Source organism: Psychrobacter immobilis (assembly GCF_904846065.1).
GTDB classification, from domain to species: domain Bacteria; phylum Pseudomonadota; class Gammaproteobacteria; order Pseudomonadales; family Moraxellaceae; genus Psychrobacter; species Psychrobacter immobilis_H.
The window spans coordinates 846,128-864,203 of sequence record NZ_CAJGZV010000001.1 but is presented as its reverse complement, the minus strand read 5'-3'; the positions used below and the strand labels follow the sequence as shown (position 1 = coordinate 864,203).

Sequence of the window (18,076 nt, the reverse complement as noted above, 5' to 3'; positions counted from 1 at the left end):
AAGTCTGATAGCAGACTTGGCGCTTTTTTATTATTTTGACTGATTTATTCAATACTAATTTTACTCAATACCAATATAGAGATCAACTTGACCATACTCTAGATTACCACCGATATAATGCTCAAAATCGACATCAAAAGTTCGGGTATGTTCACAGCTGCGATCATTAAAATAGGTCCAAGCCTTTTCCCAAGCATTCATCACCGTGTATGGCATTCTACCCTGCTCAGAGAATACCAAATACTTTCCTGCAGGAATATCTACTGTTACTAGGTTTGCAGCCTTAGACATATCTTCACTGTCTGATGGCTCTTGCTCACTGGCTACTTTCCAACTGGCAACCACGTCAAAAGCGCCGACCAAATCATCGCTCTCATAGTTATGATAGACACCATAAATGTCTTCGCCTTTAGGCAGATCACTGGCATGATTTTGGTAAAACTTTTGCCATAAACGACCCAGTTTCGCCGTGTCTTCGCTAATCTCAGCGTTATTGGTCGTACGAACGCTAATACCTTTACAAGTTATTGCTTCAGGTAACTCTTTAATTTGTGAAGTCATGATCTGTAAGTCCTATATATTTATTCAGTTTTCTATTTGAGATAGTATTAAAAATAGCGCTTCAGGGTATAAATCTAATCTGCTTCATCAATCCAATTCATCTGAATCGCTTCTAAGATACCTTCGTTTGATTTTTGTGGATCATCATCAAAACCTTCAAGCTCAGTCACCCAGCGATGTAAATCAGTAAAACGGATGTACTGCGGGTCGGTCTCTGGAAACTTCTCATACAGCTCAATAGCGATATCTAAGCTGTCTGTCCATTTTAATTTTTGCGGGGTCATGATAGCTCCTTAACTTTTAATCATTTTTATACACCTCATCAAATCAGCAGTCAATTTGACTGGTGATTTGATTGGCAACTTAATAACCGCTATCCTACCAAAATTCGCCCATTGATTGTAGACAAGTTCGTTATGCCGCACTTGTTGTTTTACTCGTTTCAGCAGACTTGGCAGATTTAATCGCCACTTGATGCTGATTCCAAGAATCAATGACCTCATTCAACCGCTCACCTATCATATCCAATATCTCTGGCGCACATTTGCCTTTTTTATTGGTCAATATAAACTTAGTCATACCAACGCCCATCAACTGGTTTTTTACAAAAAAGCGCGTTTCAAAATAAACGTATTTTTTATCCCAGCCCGTAAGAGTGCTACTCACCGTCATTTTATCTAAAAATTTAATTTCTTTTAAATAAACCATTTCTTGCATGGCGATAACCCAATTTAATGGCTTAATACCTTTTTGATGACAGCACGTCATCAGCCAGCGAGTAATGTTTAGCTCAATAAAAGACAAATAACGATAATTAGGCAAGTGGTCGCGAAAGCCCATGTCATGCGGTAATACTCGATAGTGACGAACCGTCGGTGCAATCAAGAGCTCAATACTCAGCCGCTCACTCACTGATTGCTGCTTGAGTTGCTGTTTTAGCAAACTGACCATAATAAAAAAGCGTATCAACATATTCATAAATAACCCTCTTAACTTTTATTTTGTACAAACCTATTTTGTATAAATGTACTTGGTATAAACAATGATTGAGTATAAATGCTGCCTACCTTAACGCAAAAAAAGCCACCTCAGTGACTTTTTTATTTGAAATCTTATATTTGAAAGCTCGTATTCAAAAACCGATTCTAGCGATTAATGAGCACCATTGATACTACGTACCATCTCTTCTACCATTTTCTTGGCATCACCAAAGATCATCATAGTTTTGTCCATGTAGAACAAGCTGTTATCAAGCCCTGCATAACCCGTGCTCATCGAACGTTTGATAACCATCACTGTTTGAGCTTTGGTCACTTCCAAGATGGGCATACCAAAGATTGGCGACGTTGGATCCTCTTTTGCAGAAGGGTTGACCACGTCATTGGCACCGATGACCAAGACCACATCCGTACTGGCGAAGTCTGAGTTGATCTCATCCATCTCAAGGATGTCATCGTACGGCACATCCGCTTCAGCCAATAGCACGTTCATGTGTCCTGGCATACGACCAGCGACCGGATGAATCGCAAAGCGAACATTGACACCTTCTTCTTTTAATAGCTCATATAGCTCTTTTACCGCATTCTGTGCACGGCCTTGCGCCATACCATAACCCGGTACGATCACCACGTTGCTGGCATTGGCCATCAAGAAGCCAGCATCTTCTGCTGAACCAGCTTTATAATTCTTTGGTGCACCATCATCGCCACCTGCTGCCACAGCTGCCGTACCCATTCCACCGAACAATACGTTAAGTAATGAGCGGTTCATGGCTTTACACATGATATAAGACAAGATTGCACCTGACGAACCAACGAGCGAACCGGCGATAATGAGCATCGAGTTGCCGAGGGTAAAACCAATACCGGCCGCCGCCCAACCAGAGAACGAGTTCAGTAAAGACACAACGACTGGCATGTCGCCGCCGCCGATTGGGGCAATCCACATCCAACCGAATACCACCGCCAGTACTGCCATCGCGTAGAAAGCAGGCAATGAATCAGTCATAAAGTAGACGATACCAAAGCCAATCATCGCAATGAACAAGATAGCTTGCACGGGTTTGACCCAGCCGCCGACCAATGTTTTGGCCCAACTCTTCGCTGCCAATTTACCAAAGGCGAAGACAGACGCTGAGAAAGTAATCGCACCAATAAAGCAACCGATGAACAATTCTAAACGGGCAACCGTACCATGTTGTTGTTCAGTATGAAGTACCGTTGCTAGAGCAATGGCAACAGCTGCCAAACCAACGAATGAATGCATTAAAGCAACCGTTTCTGGCATCTGAGTCATTGCGACCGTTTTTGCCTTCCACATACCGACGATAGCACCTAACACCATGGCACCAACAATCAACCAAAGCACAGGGCCTTCCGCTAAGAAGAATGTCGTTGCAACGGCAATCGCCATGGCCACCATACCAAAACGGTTACCACGAATGGCGGTTTTTGGGCTAGATAGACCACGTAAGGTCAAGACAAAAAGAATGGCACCGATTAGATAAAACCAGTCAGCATTGGCTGCAATCATACTTGTTAAATCACTCATGCGTCGCCTCCGCTTTCAGTCGTTACCACTGGGGCTTTTTTTGCTTTGGGTTTAAACATTGCAAGCATACGCTCAGTCACGGCAAAACCACCAAATATGTTAATGCTGGCTAAAAATACGGCAAACGCACCTAGCAAACTGGTTGGGGTAAACATAGCGCCGTCAATATTGACAGTCTGTAGCATCGCACCAACGATGACAATACTAGATAAAGCATTGGTCACTGCCATTAATGGCGTGTGCAATGCAGGCGTGACGCCCCAAACGACGTAATATCCGACAAAAATAGCGAGCACAAATACGGTAAAAATCGCTACAAATGGTGTGCTACTCATGGCCGCACCGGCTGGCGCTGCAGCTAAAACAGTGGCAATCATCTAATCCTCCTAAAAATTTATTCGTGTCTGGCAAATGTATGGTGACAAATAGTGAAGTGACAGGCGGTTAAAACCTAGCGCTTAGCGAGGCGTACCTGACTCTCATGCGTCACTGCCAGTGCGCCCTGAATCTCATCTTCCATATCTAAGTTCAGTGCCAGTTTAGTTGCTGGAGCGTCATCTGTAGCGGCAGGAGCAATTAAGGTTGTGATAAAGTTAACAAGGTTATTGGCATATAAATCTGAAGACTGTGCTGCCAGTTGCGATGGGATGTTGGCCGCCCCAACAATACGCACGCCATTGGCCGTGGTGATGGTTTCATCAGGCACACTGCCTTCGACGTTGCCGCCCGTGCCAGCTGCCATATCGATCAGCACTGAACCGGCTTTCATTTTGGCAAGCGTGGCTCCGTGCACCAAGCGTGGTGCGTTACGACCAGGAATTTGCGCAGTCGTGATGACAATATCAGCATTGCTTAATGCTTTGTCAACCACTGCTGCTTGGTCTTTGACATATTGCTCCGATGGTGTCCAAGCATAACCACCTGTGGACTTAGCTGTCTCAGCTTCTTCTGCACTCATCGGCACATCAAGCCACTTACCACCTAATGACTCTACTTGCTCACGAGCAGTCGGACGTAAATCACTGGCTTCAACGACGGCGCCTAAACGCTTCGCCGTTGCAATGGCTTGCAAACCTGCAACACCGACACCTAAAATGACGACTTTGGCAGGTTTAACCGTACCGGCTGAGGTCATAAACATCGGGAACGGACGCGAATATTCGTTGGCAGCTAGTAGTACTGCTTTATAACCAGCAAGGTTGGCTTGTGAAGACAATACATCCATATTTTGTGCGCGCGACAAGGTGCGTGGTAATAGCTCCATGGCAAAGGCAGTAACGCCTTTAGCCGCATAAGTATCTAGCTGGCTATTACGATAGGGGTCGAGCATACCAACGACGATCTGACCCGTTGTTAGGCTCTCTGTCACCGCAGCAGGCAAGTCATTCACCGTGGTAATAATCTGAGACTGGGTGACTACCTCGGCGCTGCTATTGGCAATATCGGCACCAGCAGCCTGATACAACTCATCAGCATAATACGCTGCTTGACCTGCACCTGACTGTATGACGACTTCAAACCCAAGCTTACGCAATTTTTTGACCGCGTCTGGGGTTAGCGCTACGCGACTCTCGCTCGCGATATCTGCACTGATTACACCGATTTTCATACCGTCTCCTTACTTACGTCTTAATGACTACCTTTAATACCCTCAACGCACGTTTAAAAAGCACAGGGGACAAAAAAACCTTTGGTCACTATTGGTTTAACATTAACCACCAAAGATTATCAATTTAATAAATGATAGCGAATTTGCCATCATGCCTTTTTATTATAGAGATAACGTCCGCTAACTTTCATTGCCTAATGATGACCCACAAGTAAAATAAAAAGTTAGGCATTTACACCATCTGCATAACTTTTATTGTTATATTAAAAATTTTTCCTTTTCAATTAAACGCTAGACTTAACAAGCTATCGGCTTATATCACTCAAATATCTGTCCTTTTTAAGGGTAACGTTAAAAAACACGAAATAACGACGGGTAGGTCAAGATACAATGCTGCATATCGTATAATAAGAAAACTTGATACATAAATAGAATACCCATTGACTCACTATAATAAGGAATGACGATGTATTTTTTACTTTCCCCTGCCAAATCTTTAAATGAGAAAGATGCGGTGCCAGTGAACTTAGACAAATATTATAGTCAACCAGAGCTCATCGAACATGCACAAGCATTGATGAAAAACTTAAAATCGAAAGAACCGATTGATTTACAAGAACTGATGGGCATCTCTGATGATTTGGCACAGCTCAATGCCAAGCGCAATCAAGAGTGGCGTTGGAGCAACGATAAGCCCTTTACTTTAGGCAATGCCAAACCTGCAGGTTATCTATTCGATGGCGATGTTTATACTGGACTTGATATGTATCATATGGATAAAGACACCGCCATTTACGTCAATAAGCATCTGGGTATCTTGTCTGGATTATATGGCGTACTGAAACCGCTCGATTTAATTCAGCCCTATCGTTTAGAGATGGGTACCAAACTGAAAAATGAACGTGGCGATAACCTTTATGAGTTTTGGGGCGAGGAAGTAACTGCCATTATTAATGCACGTATGGCAGATAGTGATGATAAGATTTTGATTAATCTGGCGTCAAATGAATATTTCAAAGTGGTCAAGAAGAAAGCGCTGAATGCGGAAGTTATCACGCCACGATTTGAAGATGAAAAGAATGGTCAATACAAAGTGATTAGCTTCTATGCCAAAAAAGCACGCGGACTGATGGTGAAGTATGCTGCTGATAATAAGCTAACCAATGCTGAGCAGCTAAAGCAGTTTGATTTGGCGGGATATTATTACTGTGAAGCCGCTTCTGATGATAAAACGTGGACGTTTAGACGGGATGCAGCCAGTCAGTAGTTTTAAAAAAATATCTAATTTGTATAAATAAACCCCGATAAGCTCAGCCTATCAGGGTTTTTCGACAGAATATTATCACCAGTTGCCGTAAAACCTCTCAATGATTATACGGTAAAGCGCAACTTATCTCTTGAGACATCAAGTACGACAGTTTGATCATATACGTTATAGGTATGAAGACGATCGATCTCGTTTTCCCAATTGGGTTCGATATAATGCACAAAGGTTTCTTTGTAAGATGTCGGTGTCAACTCTTCTACCAGATACAAAGCCACTCTACGCCCATACCTAATAGTGCCATCTTGAGCCGTACGAAACAGCTGACCATCTCTCTTAAATAATGCACCTGCTAATCGTGACCCACGCACGTCAATTTTTAAAGGCGCCGAGGGATGAATGGTCCAGTTATCTGACTCCAACTTATCAGACGTATAAATATGCAATTCCAAATCCATTGTAAGGACTGAAATTGAACCATGCGTGGTAAAAAGATACCATATGCCATTGTGCTCAATAACGGCACTATCTGCTGCCTGAACCCCAGACACCAATTCATGAACTTTTTCCCACTTCTGCGGAAAATCCGTCGCTTTTAATAGGTTGATACAATTGGTCTTGGCGGCTTCTGGAATCATATATACAGCGTCTTCATGCTCGAATACATTAGGAAAGCTTAAATGAGAGCTAATACCTAAATCGACTGGTCCAGAATTGATAACTTGATGGTGCTCATCCAGTTCCACCCACTCTATACGGCCGATACCTTCTTTATAATTTAAGCTCTCAAAAAATATATAACGCCTTGAATCTCGCTCAATATAAAAAGGGTCAGCCCAAAAACATCCTTTTTCAGGCAATAGCTCAGTATATGTTTGCATCGACTGATCAATAGAACCAATCAAAATACTCCAGTTATTGTGATAAAGACTCTTATAGAAAGTCTTTATCGTATAGTTTTTAAAAAAACTCATCAAATGCCGTATGGCAGTCAGTTGCTGGGGTTCTTCATAAATTGCATCGTCAAGCATTAAATTCGTCGAATTTCCATTTTTAACGCCAATTTTATTTTTATGGAAATACCAATACAATATAGATGCTGCGACACCATTTAATTTATGCTCGGTTAAATTATAGTCCCAGTAAAATAAAGAGCCATACCCTCTCCCAACGACTTTATCACCATTAAGACGCTCATTTAACAGATGTAGCGTGACTACACTATTCTCCCATTGTTCGGCAAACTGCCAATACAATGCTGATCCGCGTCTTTGTTTGGTTTCATCGCCGTAACGAAATAAGAGAATACCTTTTTTTGAAACACTCAGAATTCTCCCTGCTAAGGTTCGAAAACCAAATTTGACCAGATAATCTAGATTGGCGGCTTCAAGTTTCTCAATCACTGAATCCTCAATCTCATCATAAATTTTATCCTGATTTACTACTGATATTACGATGGGCATCGTACCATTAGCCACCAAGTCATGAATAGAATAACGCTTGGTATTACTCTTATTTCGAGAAAGAAAAGAAAATAACTTTTGATTAATGGAAGGAATAACTTTGGACAGACGAGACATGTGAGATGCTTGTTTTTTATCCCGTTGGACAGCAATACAAACCTCAACCTTGCCTTCATCGACGAGAGATTTTAATGGTTTGAACTTATACCATGCCAATGTTTCCTCTTCTACAAGAATCCCAAGCCTAATTTTTTTCATCATCATCACCTTGAATTGCACAAGAGTTTGTGGCTAAGCAGCCATAACACGTGCTCAATTGTCCTTTGATAAAGTATCAGTCCATTAAATACATTTAAATAATAACATATATAAAAAAACTTTATATATTCAATACTTTTGATAATGTCAGGTCGATTTTGTCGATCTAATTGGTATTTTATTTATTGAAGTTTTTAGAAATGCATCAAAGACCATGAGTAAATAGCAGGTAAAGTTTCACCACTAAGTCTAAGAAACAGCAACGCCCTCACTATGTCTGTCAATTGACAACCTTCCCAAGCATAAAACACTTATCCAACACTATAGAATGAATCTATATAAAACCGTAATTACCTCATATACCAATGAGTAGCCCTATAAAAATTAGGCAAAAAAAAGCCCTGCTATCTTCTGATAACAGAGCTTCTAATGATCAAATAAACGTTATGACAAAATCATACTTCTAGCGAAAAGCGATTTATGGATTGACTAAAGCAGTACGACTAGGCGACCAAGTGAAGATTGTACTAATAGTACATCGAGCGAGGTTAACAACGTCGTACAAGTTTAGTCGAGGCATAAATTACATCATGCCGCCCATTCCACCCATACCGCCCATTCCACCAGCACCGCCCATGCCAGCCATACCGTCATCACCTTGTGGCAAATCAGTAATCATGACTTCGGTCGTTAGCATTAGGCCTGCAACAGATGCTGCATTTTCTAGCGCTGAACGAGCTACTTTAGCTGGATCAAGAATACCCATCTCTAGCATATCACCGTATTCGCTAGAAGCTGCGTTGTAACCGTAGTTACCGCTGCCACTCTTCACTTCGTTCACTACTACTGATGCTTCTTCGCCAGCGTTGGTTACGATTTGACGTAATGGTGCTTCCATTGCGCGACGTAAGATATTGATACCAGCATTTTGGTCATCGTTATCGCCACGTAGCTCAGACAATGCATTCATTGCACGAACTAGGGCAACACCACCACCAGGTACAACGCCTTCTTCAACCGCGGCACGAGTCGCATGGAGCGCATCGTCAACACGATCTTTCTTCTCTTTCATTTCAGTTTCAGTCGCAGCGCCAACTTTGATAACGGCAACGCCGCCAGCCAGTTTAGCCATACGCTCTTGAAGCTTTTCTTTGTCGTAGTCAGACGTTGATTCTTCAACTTGACGTTTGATAGATTCAACACGGTTTTCGATGTCAGCAGAGTTACCAGCGCCATCAACGATCACGGTGTTTTCTTTACCGACAGTGACTTTTTTCGCCGTACCAAGTTGCTCAAGAGTAGCAGTCTCTAAACTTAGACCAATCTCTTCAGAAATCACAGTACCGCCCGTTAGCGTTGCGATATCTTCAAGCATGGCTTTACGACGATCGCCGAAACCTGGTGCTTTAACTGCACAAGTTTTCAAGCCGCCACGCATGTTGTTGACAACCAATGTCGCCAAAGCTTCGTTTTCTACGTCTTCAGCAATGATTAGCAATGGCTTGCTCTGCTGCATCACTTGCTCAAGTAATGGCACGATTTCACGAATATTGCTGATTTTTTTATCAACCAACAAGATATATGGGTTTTCAAATTCAGCGGTTAAGCTGTCTTGCTTGTTCGCAAAGTACGGGCTGATATACCCACGGTCAAACTGCATACCTTCGACAACTTCTAAGGTATCTTCGAAGCTTGAACCTTCTTCAACGGTGATAACGCCTTGCTTACCGACTTTTTCCATCGCTTGAGCAATTAGCTCACCGATTTTGGTGTCTGAGTTGGCAGAGATAGAACCAACTTGGGCAATCGCTTTTGAATCGTCAGCTGGTGTAGCTAGCAAATGAATCTGCTCAACAGCTGCACGAACCGCTTTATCGATACCGCGCTTTAGATCCATTGGGTTCATGCCAGCAGCAACAGACTTCATGCCTTCTTGCAAGATAGATTGCGCCAATACGGTCGCAGTCGTCGTACCATCACCAGCAACATCATTTGTGCGGCTAGCCACTTCACGGACTAATTGAGCGCCCATGTTTTCGAATTTGTTTTCAAGCTCGATTTCTTTGGCAACTGAAACACCATCTTTAGTGATGGTAGGCGCGCCAAATGATTTATCGATAACCACGTTACGACCTTTAGGACCTAGGGTTACGCGTACTGCATTTGCTAGGATGTTTACGCCATCCATCATTTGTTTACGGGCATCAATGCCGAATTTTACGTCTTTTGCCATGTTAAATTACTCCACTATTATAAGTATGAGAATGCAATTAAATGTTTCAATAATTTTTAAATAATGTTGTCAAAATGCGCTGAGTATAAAAATACTCAAAAAGGACTAGCCTTCTAACACACCCAATACATCAGATTCTTTCATAATCAATAGTTCTTCGCCGTCAACTTTCACGGTTTGACCAGCATATTGACCGAACAAGACTTTGTCGCCAGTTTTTACATCTAACGCGCGAGTTTCGCCGTTGTCACGAATCTGACCGTTACCAGTTGCTAGCACTTCACCTTGTGAAGGTTTTTCTTGAGCAGAACCAGGAAGCAAGATACCACCAGCCGTTTTTGTTTCTTCTTCTATGCGGCGGACAACGATGCGATCATGTAAAGGACGAATATTCATCAATATGTCTCCAATAATTTGGTTATTTGCAATAAGGGTTTATTTGAATTAATGGTCTCAATACCAATATCTATAGGCACTACTGCTTAAAACAGCATTCTAAAGATAAGCTTTGAGCTTGTATCAAAAAGTGGGGGCAAAGTGAGTTAGCTTCAAGTGTAAAGCCCAAAAATTTACAAGAATTTTGCATATCGTGGATTATTTAGTTGGTAATGACGTTTATGAACAGTCATTTGATTGAATTGCACCGTATTAAAGGCCTTAGCAAGATTTTAAAAGCAGCCATATGAGTGCTAAATTTCAATACTGAATTGGATTAGTTAAGCTACCCCATATCATTTACAACTGACCGATTAACTTACTCCTGCTTACTCAAGTTACAGTAAGTGACGCCTGATGATATCGCGCTCGATGCCAGCAACCTTGACTACACTAGCAACACCACAGGGACAGCTGGCACTCTTGAAAAGATAGCAGGACATGACCATTATAGTTCTTAAGAAAACAACAATAGTTATAAGCAATGCCATAAATAGCAATTAAGGAATGTCCATGAGTTTTTTATCAAACGATCAAAAGTCATTAACAACCGATACTAATAATACCAAACGCAGCAAGTCTAAGTTTTTAACCGCCCTAACCACTGGGGCCAGTATTGCTACGATTGGAGCGATAAGTATGACTGCACCTACCCTTGCCAGCGCAAAGAATATCGAACCTTCAAGCGCTAACTACAGCTTTACTGTTGAAGACAAATATAAAGGCACGGCTACTCGCACGCTTAACAAATCAGGTAATACTTGGAAATATAATGTCAATGCTCGGGTGGCAGGTGTCGCAAGCGCTTCGCAAAACAGCACTTTTACCATCAACGGTAATAATGTCATTCCGACTCAAGCCAGCACCACTTATAAGCTATTAGGCGTTGGTCGTACGCACAAATTAGACTTTAATCCAAGCAGTAAAAAGGTGGTGAGTAACTATAAAGGCAAATCAACGACCATGAACATGGCACAACAAGCTTTTGATGATTTAAGTTTGGAAGTGCAAATTCGCCAAGATTTACTGAACGGTAAATTCTCTGGTAACTATTACATGGCGAAAAAAGACAAAATAGAGAAAACCCCTTTTAAAAAATCTGGTAACACCAAGATTACCGTTCCAGCTGGCACATTTGATACCGTACGTGTCGACCGTATCCACGATGACAATAGTCGTTCTACCAGTTTTTGGCTGGCACCAAGCTTAGACTACCTACCAGTAAAAGTTAGCCAAATTAATGATGGCAAAAAGATGGATTTAGAATTAACCAAAGTAAATTAAGCTTTTTATTAAATAAGCAGAAATAGCATAAAAAAAGCGGCGCTCTAAATAGAGCGCCGCTTTTTTATGCCTTACACTTCGCTAAATCAACTAACGTGGCTGCTTAACGACGTTGTTCATTGAAGGAAGACGCTTTAGTAGAATAAATAACCAAATATTGATTGCCAGTAATAAGACGAAATCAAGCAAATAAACCACTATCTCTGCCCAGCTGCTGCCGTAAACGCGGGTAAACAGCACCACACCACTCGCCCCCAAATAAACCAAGGTAAGCATACTGCCTATCAATAGCACATATGGCGAACGACCACGTAGTATCGCGGGCGTCAAAATAAATGCTGGCACTAGCCATAATGCTTGCCAGGCGATACCGCCAATGACATCAGGACTACTGGGATTAAAAACATTGATAAAAATAGGTAACCCAAGCAGTCTATAAACCAACCAAATCAGCCAAGTCACCATCAAGTGCTGACGAATGGGCGTAATTGGCTTTTTAAGCTTAGCAGCTTTGGCAGATTTTTTGGCTGGTGCGCTTATCTCACTATCGGAGCGGTTAGTGACCATTAGATATATTTACTTCCTAATTAATAGCGTTATATAAGACCTTGCATGCTATAAAAATCCGCTTAGCGAGTCCAGTTAGCTTGCGCCAATGCAGTAGCACTAATCGCCAAGCGGCGACCTTGGGCGATAGCCAACTCGCGCTCATCAGCTGAGACGGGTTGATCATGCAACGCCCCACTCACGTGGCTGGCACCATAAGGCGAGCCACCACGATGAGTACGATTAAGCGCAGGCTCAGCATAAGGCACACCAACAAGGATCATGCCGTGATGCATCAACGGCAACATCATGGTCAGCAATGTCGTCTCTTGACCGCCGTGCATCGAGCCGGTCGCAGTAAATACAGCAGCAGGTTTGTTCTGTAAATTACCTGCCAGCCAAATAGTGACCGTATTGTCCCAAAAATATTTCATGGGAGCAGCCATATTACCGAAGTGCGTCGGGCTACCAAGCGCCAAACCCATACAGTCTTTTAGATCGTCCATAGTGCAATATAAGTCACCTTCATCAGGTATTGCAGGCTTGCTCGACGTGGTCTCGGGTGCAACCGTTGGTACAGTACGGATACGGGCTGTCATACCAGCATCCTCAATACCTTGAGCGATAGCATAAGCCAATGTCTTAGTCGTACCGTAATTTGAATAATAGAGCACCAAAACATAAGGGGCGGTCTGACTCATTAGCAATACTTCCTCATAAAACCATTAATGTTATTGTTGATTCTAATCATCTACAACCGCTTCTATGCAGTCTATTTCTTTAGCATAAAACCTTACTTATTATGTAGCTATAGTTGATTCAATTTAAAAATAGTACAACGCAACCGAGTGTAGATGTATATTAAATACTTCAATCGAGGTTAACGCTGTAATAATTTTATAGTGGAATGACTATATACATAATCTGTGACAGATACCGCAATATAGGCATATATTATGCCCCAGTCATTCACCGACATGCAAACAGCCTTGGTACAAATTGTCGCTAATAACCTGCTAGAGAGGTTGCTGCCGTGCATTTTGACACAATTAAACCGCAGATGGTAACAGCATATTTTTGTTACACTACTGTCACTCAAACACCTGCTAAATGGTCGATATGGAAAATTTATCAAAAAAAATCCCGTTTTTACATCAACGCTGGTTTCAATTTTTACGATTCTTGACTCGGCACTTTTTTGAAGACAATTGCCAGCAAAAAGCGGCATCGCTGACCTACACGACTATGTTGTCAATTGTACCCGTCCTAACCGTCTTATTGATGATCCTATCTTCTGTACCAGCACTTGCATCCGTTAGAGCACAGATATATGAAGTGATTTATAGTAACTTGCTACCACAATCAAGCATGCAGGTCAGTGAGTACATCAATAGCTTTGCTGAAAAATCCTCAAATCTAACCATCATTGGGGCGATGGTGTTATTTTTTACGACCATTATGACGTTAACAACCATCGAGCGCGCATTTAACCAAATCTGGCGGGTAGAAAATCGCTCTGGCGGTATGAAAAGTATGCTGCGCTACTGGACCATCGTCACGTTAGGACCGTTAGTACTGGGTACGGCATTTCTTGCTTCAAGCGCGGTACAAAGCTTGAGTTTTTTAAATCGACAAATTGCTGGTTATGGCATTGACTGGTCTTTTTGGGTACAAGCCGTATCCATTGGTATCACTGTCGCAGGCTTTATTGGTATGTACTGGTTCATTCCAAAAGCCCGCGTACCCGCAAAAAATGCAGCCATTGCTGGTCTCTTCGTCGCTATCGTATTCGAGCTGATGAAGCACCTGTTTGGTACAGTAATGGCAAACTTCACCAGTTATGAAGCGATTTACGGGGCTTTTGCGGCACTGCCCATCTTCTTATTATGGATATATTTGTCTTGGAATTTAATTCTATTAGGTGTTGAGATTAGCTATACCTTGACGATTTTTGAGACTGAAGAGGTCTATCCACGCCACCCTCTGCTAAGTTTGCTTGATATGCTAAACCTCGTTTATACCCATCATTTAAAAGGGGAAGCGGTAAGCGAACAAGCGCTACGTAATGTGCTAGGACGCAAAGAGCTACCAAAATGGTATACCTATATTAATTATCTGCAAGACAGCAATTTAATCACCATGACTGAAGATAATGATTATGTGCTCAAGAGAGATTTGAGCAAAATGACATTATGGGATTTTTATCGCACGCTACCTTATCCCTTGCCTATCAAAGATGAGCTAGATGAGATGGGGCCAGAGGATCAAAAACCTTGGCTTAGCTTGCTAGTCAATCGTTTTGAGAATACGGAAGCTTATGCCAAGCAACAGTTAGATCTACCGTTAAATGCTATTTTTGCCAATAGTGAGCCACGTAAAAAAGCTGATTCTAATGGAAAAGGCATCAAAGGCGGTCAATCAAATTTATTTAGAAAAACCTCGGCAACCACTGCAGCATTAGACAAGAATGAGCCGAACAAAGACACCCCACACTTTGACCCAATAGCTTATGATAAAGACAGTGATATTGAATGCGATGAGCGGGACAATGAGATTCTTATTCCTAAAGATTTGAATGACTCTCAAACTAAAACCAATGGTAATCTCTTTAATCATAAAGGCGATATCATTACTGAATCAGATAACCCAAAAACGAATTAAGAAAAGCGTTAGTAATGAGTGAGGTATATTGAATAATAAAAATTAGTTTTCACTAGAGGTTATAATAGAACTTATTATTATCTATCGAACAAAAGTCGTACGAGATGCTAACACAGCTGTTATATTGCCTTAAACTTTATTAGGGCAATAACTTGAAAAATACAATAGCATTCCCAGTAACAGCGCTAAGCATTTGTGTCGTATCCATTATGCTTTCTGCTTGTGGTGAAGGTGATGGCAGCACATCATCACTTGTACCACCAACCATTAATCTACCAGTAGAAACGCCGCCTGTTAAACCACCCGTCACTACGCCTGTTAAGCCGCCAGCAACGAGTATTCCTGCTACGCCACTTGAACCAAGTACGCCTATTAAGCCACCGGTAACGAGTATTCCTGCTACGCCACTTGAACCAAGTACGCCTATTAAATATCCAGAACCAAAAAAGGATATTGCTGATTTTTATTTATTAGGGTTTTTTGACCACGATGGTAGAGCGGGAGAAATTCGTGCTATTCGTCCAGACTTGGTTGGCGACTTTCAAGCGATGATACAGTTTGGGCAGAATCATACCGTTGATCCACAGGGTAACGAAGCAAAAAACATGCCGCGCCTGACGGCAGAAAAAGAGGCGCTGTTATTAGTGACGCCTACGCTTGAAATGGGTGACATTAATAAATTAGCGGCTGAAATTTACAAAGACGGGGTTTTATTACGAACTGTCAATTTAGCCGATCCGACTCAAATCCCAGACACGGATCAGACTAACACTGATCAGCGCGCACGCGTTGCTTACAGTAAGCGTGCTTGGTCAACCAAACTCAACTGGGATGAGGTACAAGGTGGTCTCAAAATTCGCATTGTGGATGACCAAAATCGTAGCGGTGAATTGTCAGAAGATAACATAGATTTTGCCGCCCCTGGTGAGTTGGTATTGACCAATATCCGTCTGGGCATGTTAACGGATGCACCTCAATCTTGGGGTCATTATATGCTACGCGATCCAGAAAGAGCGGGTTCAGACTACTTCCAAACCATTCCAGCAGCACAAATGACCGTTGCTAGCTATGATGACATGAAGCTCGAACGAGTAATGGTCGCCAATGGCACTATTTATGATTCAATCAGTGACTCAAATGATGCTGGCGTTTATGCTGGTGATATGCGCGAAAACACCGCGAAATCAACCTTTGGTGTTGGCATTAATTTAGCCAATTGGGGCGTCACCAGTGCTTCAATGCAAAGTCAAGAGCAACCGCAATTGACCCAAAACGTCAATGCGCATCACGCTCGCGGTAAATATAAGAATGGTGAATATAACCACGGCTTAAGCGGCGGTAATGGTATGTTGACCCTAATCGACTCTCAAGGTAATGAGTTCAGCCACGAAATCGGTCATCATTATGGCTTGAGTCATTATCCTGGTGAACAGAACGGCGATTTCTTTTGGGCCGAGCATCATGCTAATAGTGGCTGGGGCTATAATGGCGTCAGAAACAAAATGCGCAGCAACTTAGACTGGCCACGACAGGTCGAGGGTGATGGTCTCACTGGTAAACCTCTTTTCTTAGCCACCTATGGCTATGGTCGCGATGCGATGTCTGGTGGATCACAGAGTGGCGCTTATTCAAACTATACTCACTATACGGGTTATAGTACAAAAATTAAGATACAGCCAGCATTTGATAAAGCAGTATTTGACGCTGACTCACCAACTGGCTATAAGAAATGGAATGCTGAGCTTAGAAAGATGGAAGTCATCCAGCCTAAAGTGTGGAAAGAATCCAAAAACGTTTGGTACAACAGTGCCAACGGTAATTACTTAAAACCACGCTTACAAGGCGTGCCAGTATTTACCATTTTAGGCGGTTATGACCCTGTCGCGCAAAAAGGCATCATTTATCCAGAAGCACGTGGTAACTGGGGCAACGTCTTTGAGTTACCGACACCGAATAACTCACTTGAATCAGCAAGCTGCTGGTTAAGCGTTACTTATAGTAATAACACGATTAATGATATTGCGTTGGCTCCTAATCGAATGAATGGTAATGCCAATAAATTCCATATCAATTTAGCCATCGCTGAAGATCCGAAAAAAGTAGATTTGTACTGTAAAAAGGTCAATGAAGCACAAGTACAGCTCTCAACCATTGATATTCGTCAATATAGTGATGCGATTAAACCCGCGGTTACCTTTGGTAAAGAACAGGGCTATACGGCACTAAGAAAGGTAGAATTGCCAACCTTAGAGCAGAAACTTCTTGCTCAAGCAGAAAATTCGACTATTAGTTTAGACGCCAACGGTCAGTTATTATATGATTCTTATAAAGAGTATCGTGATGAGCTTAGCCCTTTAGCACTCCAAACATTAGAGCGTTATGAGAAGCAGCAAGAAACTCTAAATCGTCTAAACCGTTGGGTCAATGTCTATCGTACGGATTTAATCAAAAAAGAGCCTGAAGCACTTACCGAATTTCAAAAGTTTGTTGTAGATTTAGAGCTACAAGATGACAAACCTTTAGATAATATGACTACTATCCGTAATGGCAACAACTGCCTTAAAGTTGAAACTCTAGAAGGTGGTAAGTTAAATAGCTTTATTAGCGGCCCAAGTGGCTGTACTGGTGATGACTCTGAACAGTGGATTTACGATCTTAAAGGTAAAATTCACAGCAAAATGGCATTAGATCAGTGTTTAACGGAACAAGGTTCTTGGGTCGTTTTAGGCACTTGTAGCTTGGACTCGCCAGCGCAAGTTTGGGAGATGAACGGTACTGACCAAATCAAACAAGGTGGCAAATGCTTTGATTTGCGTACTGGTAATTTAGTAGATAATCGCGGAAGCTTAATTACTTACAATTGTAGTGGTGGCTGGAATCAGAAATGGACAACGTTAACCAAAAACCCAAGCTTTATCTTAGCAACCGCTGGTAATAATCTACCGTTAATCGTAGATAGTCTGCAAAAACAGCCAGTATCGACGGATGATATGCAAACGCGTTCATTAAGTATGGACAGTAAAGAAGAGCCATCAGTGCTAGCAAAAGTAAGCACTGCGATAAGCAATTGGATTGACAATCTAGTCAATTAACAAAACAATCCATTATGCTAAAAATAAGCCCCTATGATAGGGGCTTATTTTTTACTAAATTTTTAAACGATCCTATTTATATGGTAAGGTAATTCTCTTTAAGTCTCTTTATTCAGTGGT

The 18,076-nt window shown here is 42.0% G+C and carries 15 protein-coding genes; 4 read left to right on the top strand and 11 right to left on the bottom strand.

The annotated features are described in order from the left end of the window. Positions 1-60: 60 nt before the first annotated feature. The 6 genes from JMW64_RS03740 to JMW64_RS03715 all read right to left on the bottom strand — a co-directional run bounded on the left by JMW64_RS03740 (position 61) and on the right by JMW64_RS03715 (position 4,720). Positions 61-561, bottom strand: coding sequence for a GyrI-like domain-containing protein (locus JMW64_RS03740; RefSeq protein ID WP_201540912.1), 501 nt, complete (start codon positions 559-561; stop codon positions 61-63). A 74-nt stretch (positions 562-635) separates the two neighbouring features. Further along, complete coding sequence (iscX, locus tag JMW64_RS03735) at positions 636-845, bottom strand: Fe-S cluster assembly protein IscX (RefSeq protein WP_021812734.1); 210 nt, start codon at positions 843-845, stop codon at positions 636-638. A gap of 130 nt (positions 846-975) precedes the next feature. Next, positions 976-1,539 carry an acyl-CoA thioesterase gene (locus JMW64_RS03730; RefSeq protein ID WP_201553419.1) on the bottom strand — a complete coding sequence of 188 codons (564 nt, stop codon included), beginning with the start codon at positions 1,537-1,539 and terminating at the stop codon, positions 976-978. 174 nt (positions 1,540-1,713) lie between these two features. Beyond that, the gene (locus JMW64_RS03725) at positions 1,714-3,093 is read right to left on the bottom strand and encodes an NAD(P)(+) transhydrogenase (Re/Si-specific) subunit beta (RefSeq protein ID WP_173240432.1); all 1,380 of its coding nucleotides are present in this window, start codon (positions 3,091-3,093) and stop codon (positions 1,714-1,716) included. A 14-nt stretch (positions 3,094-3,107) separates the two neighbouring features. Then, positions 3,108-3,488: a proton-translocating transhydrogenase family protein gene (locus JMW64_RS03720; protein WP_025652231.1), complete on the bottom strand. Its 381-nt coding sequence runs from the start codon at positions 3,486-3,488 to the stop codon at positions 3,108-3,110. A 74-nt stretch (positions 3,489-3,562) separates the two neighbouring features. Next, on the bottom strand, positions 3,563-4,720 hold the full coding sequence (locus JMW64_RS03715) for a Re/Si-specific NAD(P)(+) transhydrogenase subunit alpha (RefSeq protein WP_201553417.1): 1,158 nt from the start codon (positions 4,718-4,720) through the stop codon (positions 3,563-3,565). A gap of 466 nt (positions 4,721-5,186) precedes the next feature. On the opposite strand from JMW64_RS03715, the gene yaaA reads away from it, so the two are divergent. Then, entirely contained in the window at positions 5,187-5,987 is an 801-nt protein-coding gene (gene yaaA / locus JMW64_RS03710; protein ID WP_201553406.1) for a peroxide stress protein YaaA, read from the top strand. A 104-nt stretch (positions 5,988-6,091) separates the two neighbouring features. Here yaaA and JMW64_RS03705 read toward each other — a convergent pair whose 3' ends face one another. From JMW64_RS03705 to JMW64_RS03695, 3 genes are all read right to left on the bottom strand, one after another. After that, the gene (locus JMW64_RS03705; RefSeq protein WP_201553404.1) at positions 6,092-7,705 is read right to left on the bottom strand and encodes a glucosamine inositolphosphorylceramide transferase family protein; all 1,614 of its coding nucleotides are present in this window, start codon (positions 7,703-7,705) and stop codon (positions 6,092-6,094) included. A gap of 583 nt (positions 7,706-8,288) precedes the next feature. Then, positions 8,289-9,938: a chaperonin GroEL gene (gene groL / locus JMW64_RS03700; RefSeq protein WP_109591437.1), complete on the bottom strand. Its 1,650-nt coding sequence runs from the start codon at positions 9,936-9,938 to the stop codon at positions 8,289-8,291. Positions 9,939-10,043: 105 nt separating this feature from the next. Further along, positions 10,044-10,337 carry a co-chaperone GroES gene (locus JMW64_RS03695; protein WP_041757514.1) on the bottom strand — a complete coding sequence of 98 codons (294 nt, stop codon included), beginning with the start codon at positions 10,335-10,337 and terminating at the stop codon, positions 10,044-10,046. Positions 10,338-10,886: 549 nt separating this feature from the next. Between JMW64_RS03695 and JMW64_RS03690 the strand changes: the two genes are divergently transcribed. Further along, positions 10,887-11,657, top strand: a complete 771-nt coding sequence (locus tag JMW64_RS03690; protein WP_045446684.1) for a DUF3108 domain-containing protein — start codon at positions 10,887-10,889, stop codon at positions 11,655-11,657. A gap of 90 nt (positions 11,658-11,747) precedes the next feature. On the opposite strand, the gene JMW64_RS03685 is transcribed toward JMW64_RS03690, so the two are convergent. Next, positions 11,748-12,224 (bottom strand): hypothetical protein, encoded by a 477-nt coding sequence (locus JMW64_RS03685; RefSeq protein WP_201553402.1) that lies wholly within the window; start codon positions 12,222-12,224, stop codon positions 11,748-11,750. 62 nt (positions 12,225-12,286) lie between these two features. Continuing rightward, positions 12,287-12,904 (bottom strand): NAD(P)H:quinone oxidoreductase, encoded by a 618-nt coding sequence (wrbA, locus tag JMW64_RS03680; RefSeq protein ID WP_060490546.1) that lies wholly within the window; start codon positions 12,902-12,904, stop codon positions 12,287-12,289. 418 nt (positions 12,905-13,322) lie between these two features. On the opposite strand from wrbA, the gene JMW64_RS03675 reads away from it, so the two are divergent. Together JMW64_RS03675 and JMW64_RS03670 are read left to right on the top strand one after the other, a co-directional pair. Continuing rightward, the gene (locus JMW64_RS03675) at positions 13,323-14,864 is read left to right on the top strand and encodes a YihY family inner membrane protein (RefSeq protein ID WP_201553401.1); all 1,542 of its coding nucleotides are present in this window, start codon (positions 13,323-13,325) and stop codon (positions 14,862-14,864) included. 209 nt (positions 14,865-15,073) lie between these two features. Further along, positions 15,074-17,956 (top strand): M66 family metalloprotease, encoded by a 2,883-nt coding sequence (locus tag JMW64_RS03670; RefSeq protein ID WP_201555019.1) that lies wholly within the window; start codon positions 15,074-15,076, stop codon positions 17,954-17,956. Positions 17,957-18,076: the final 120 nt, after the last annotated feature.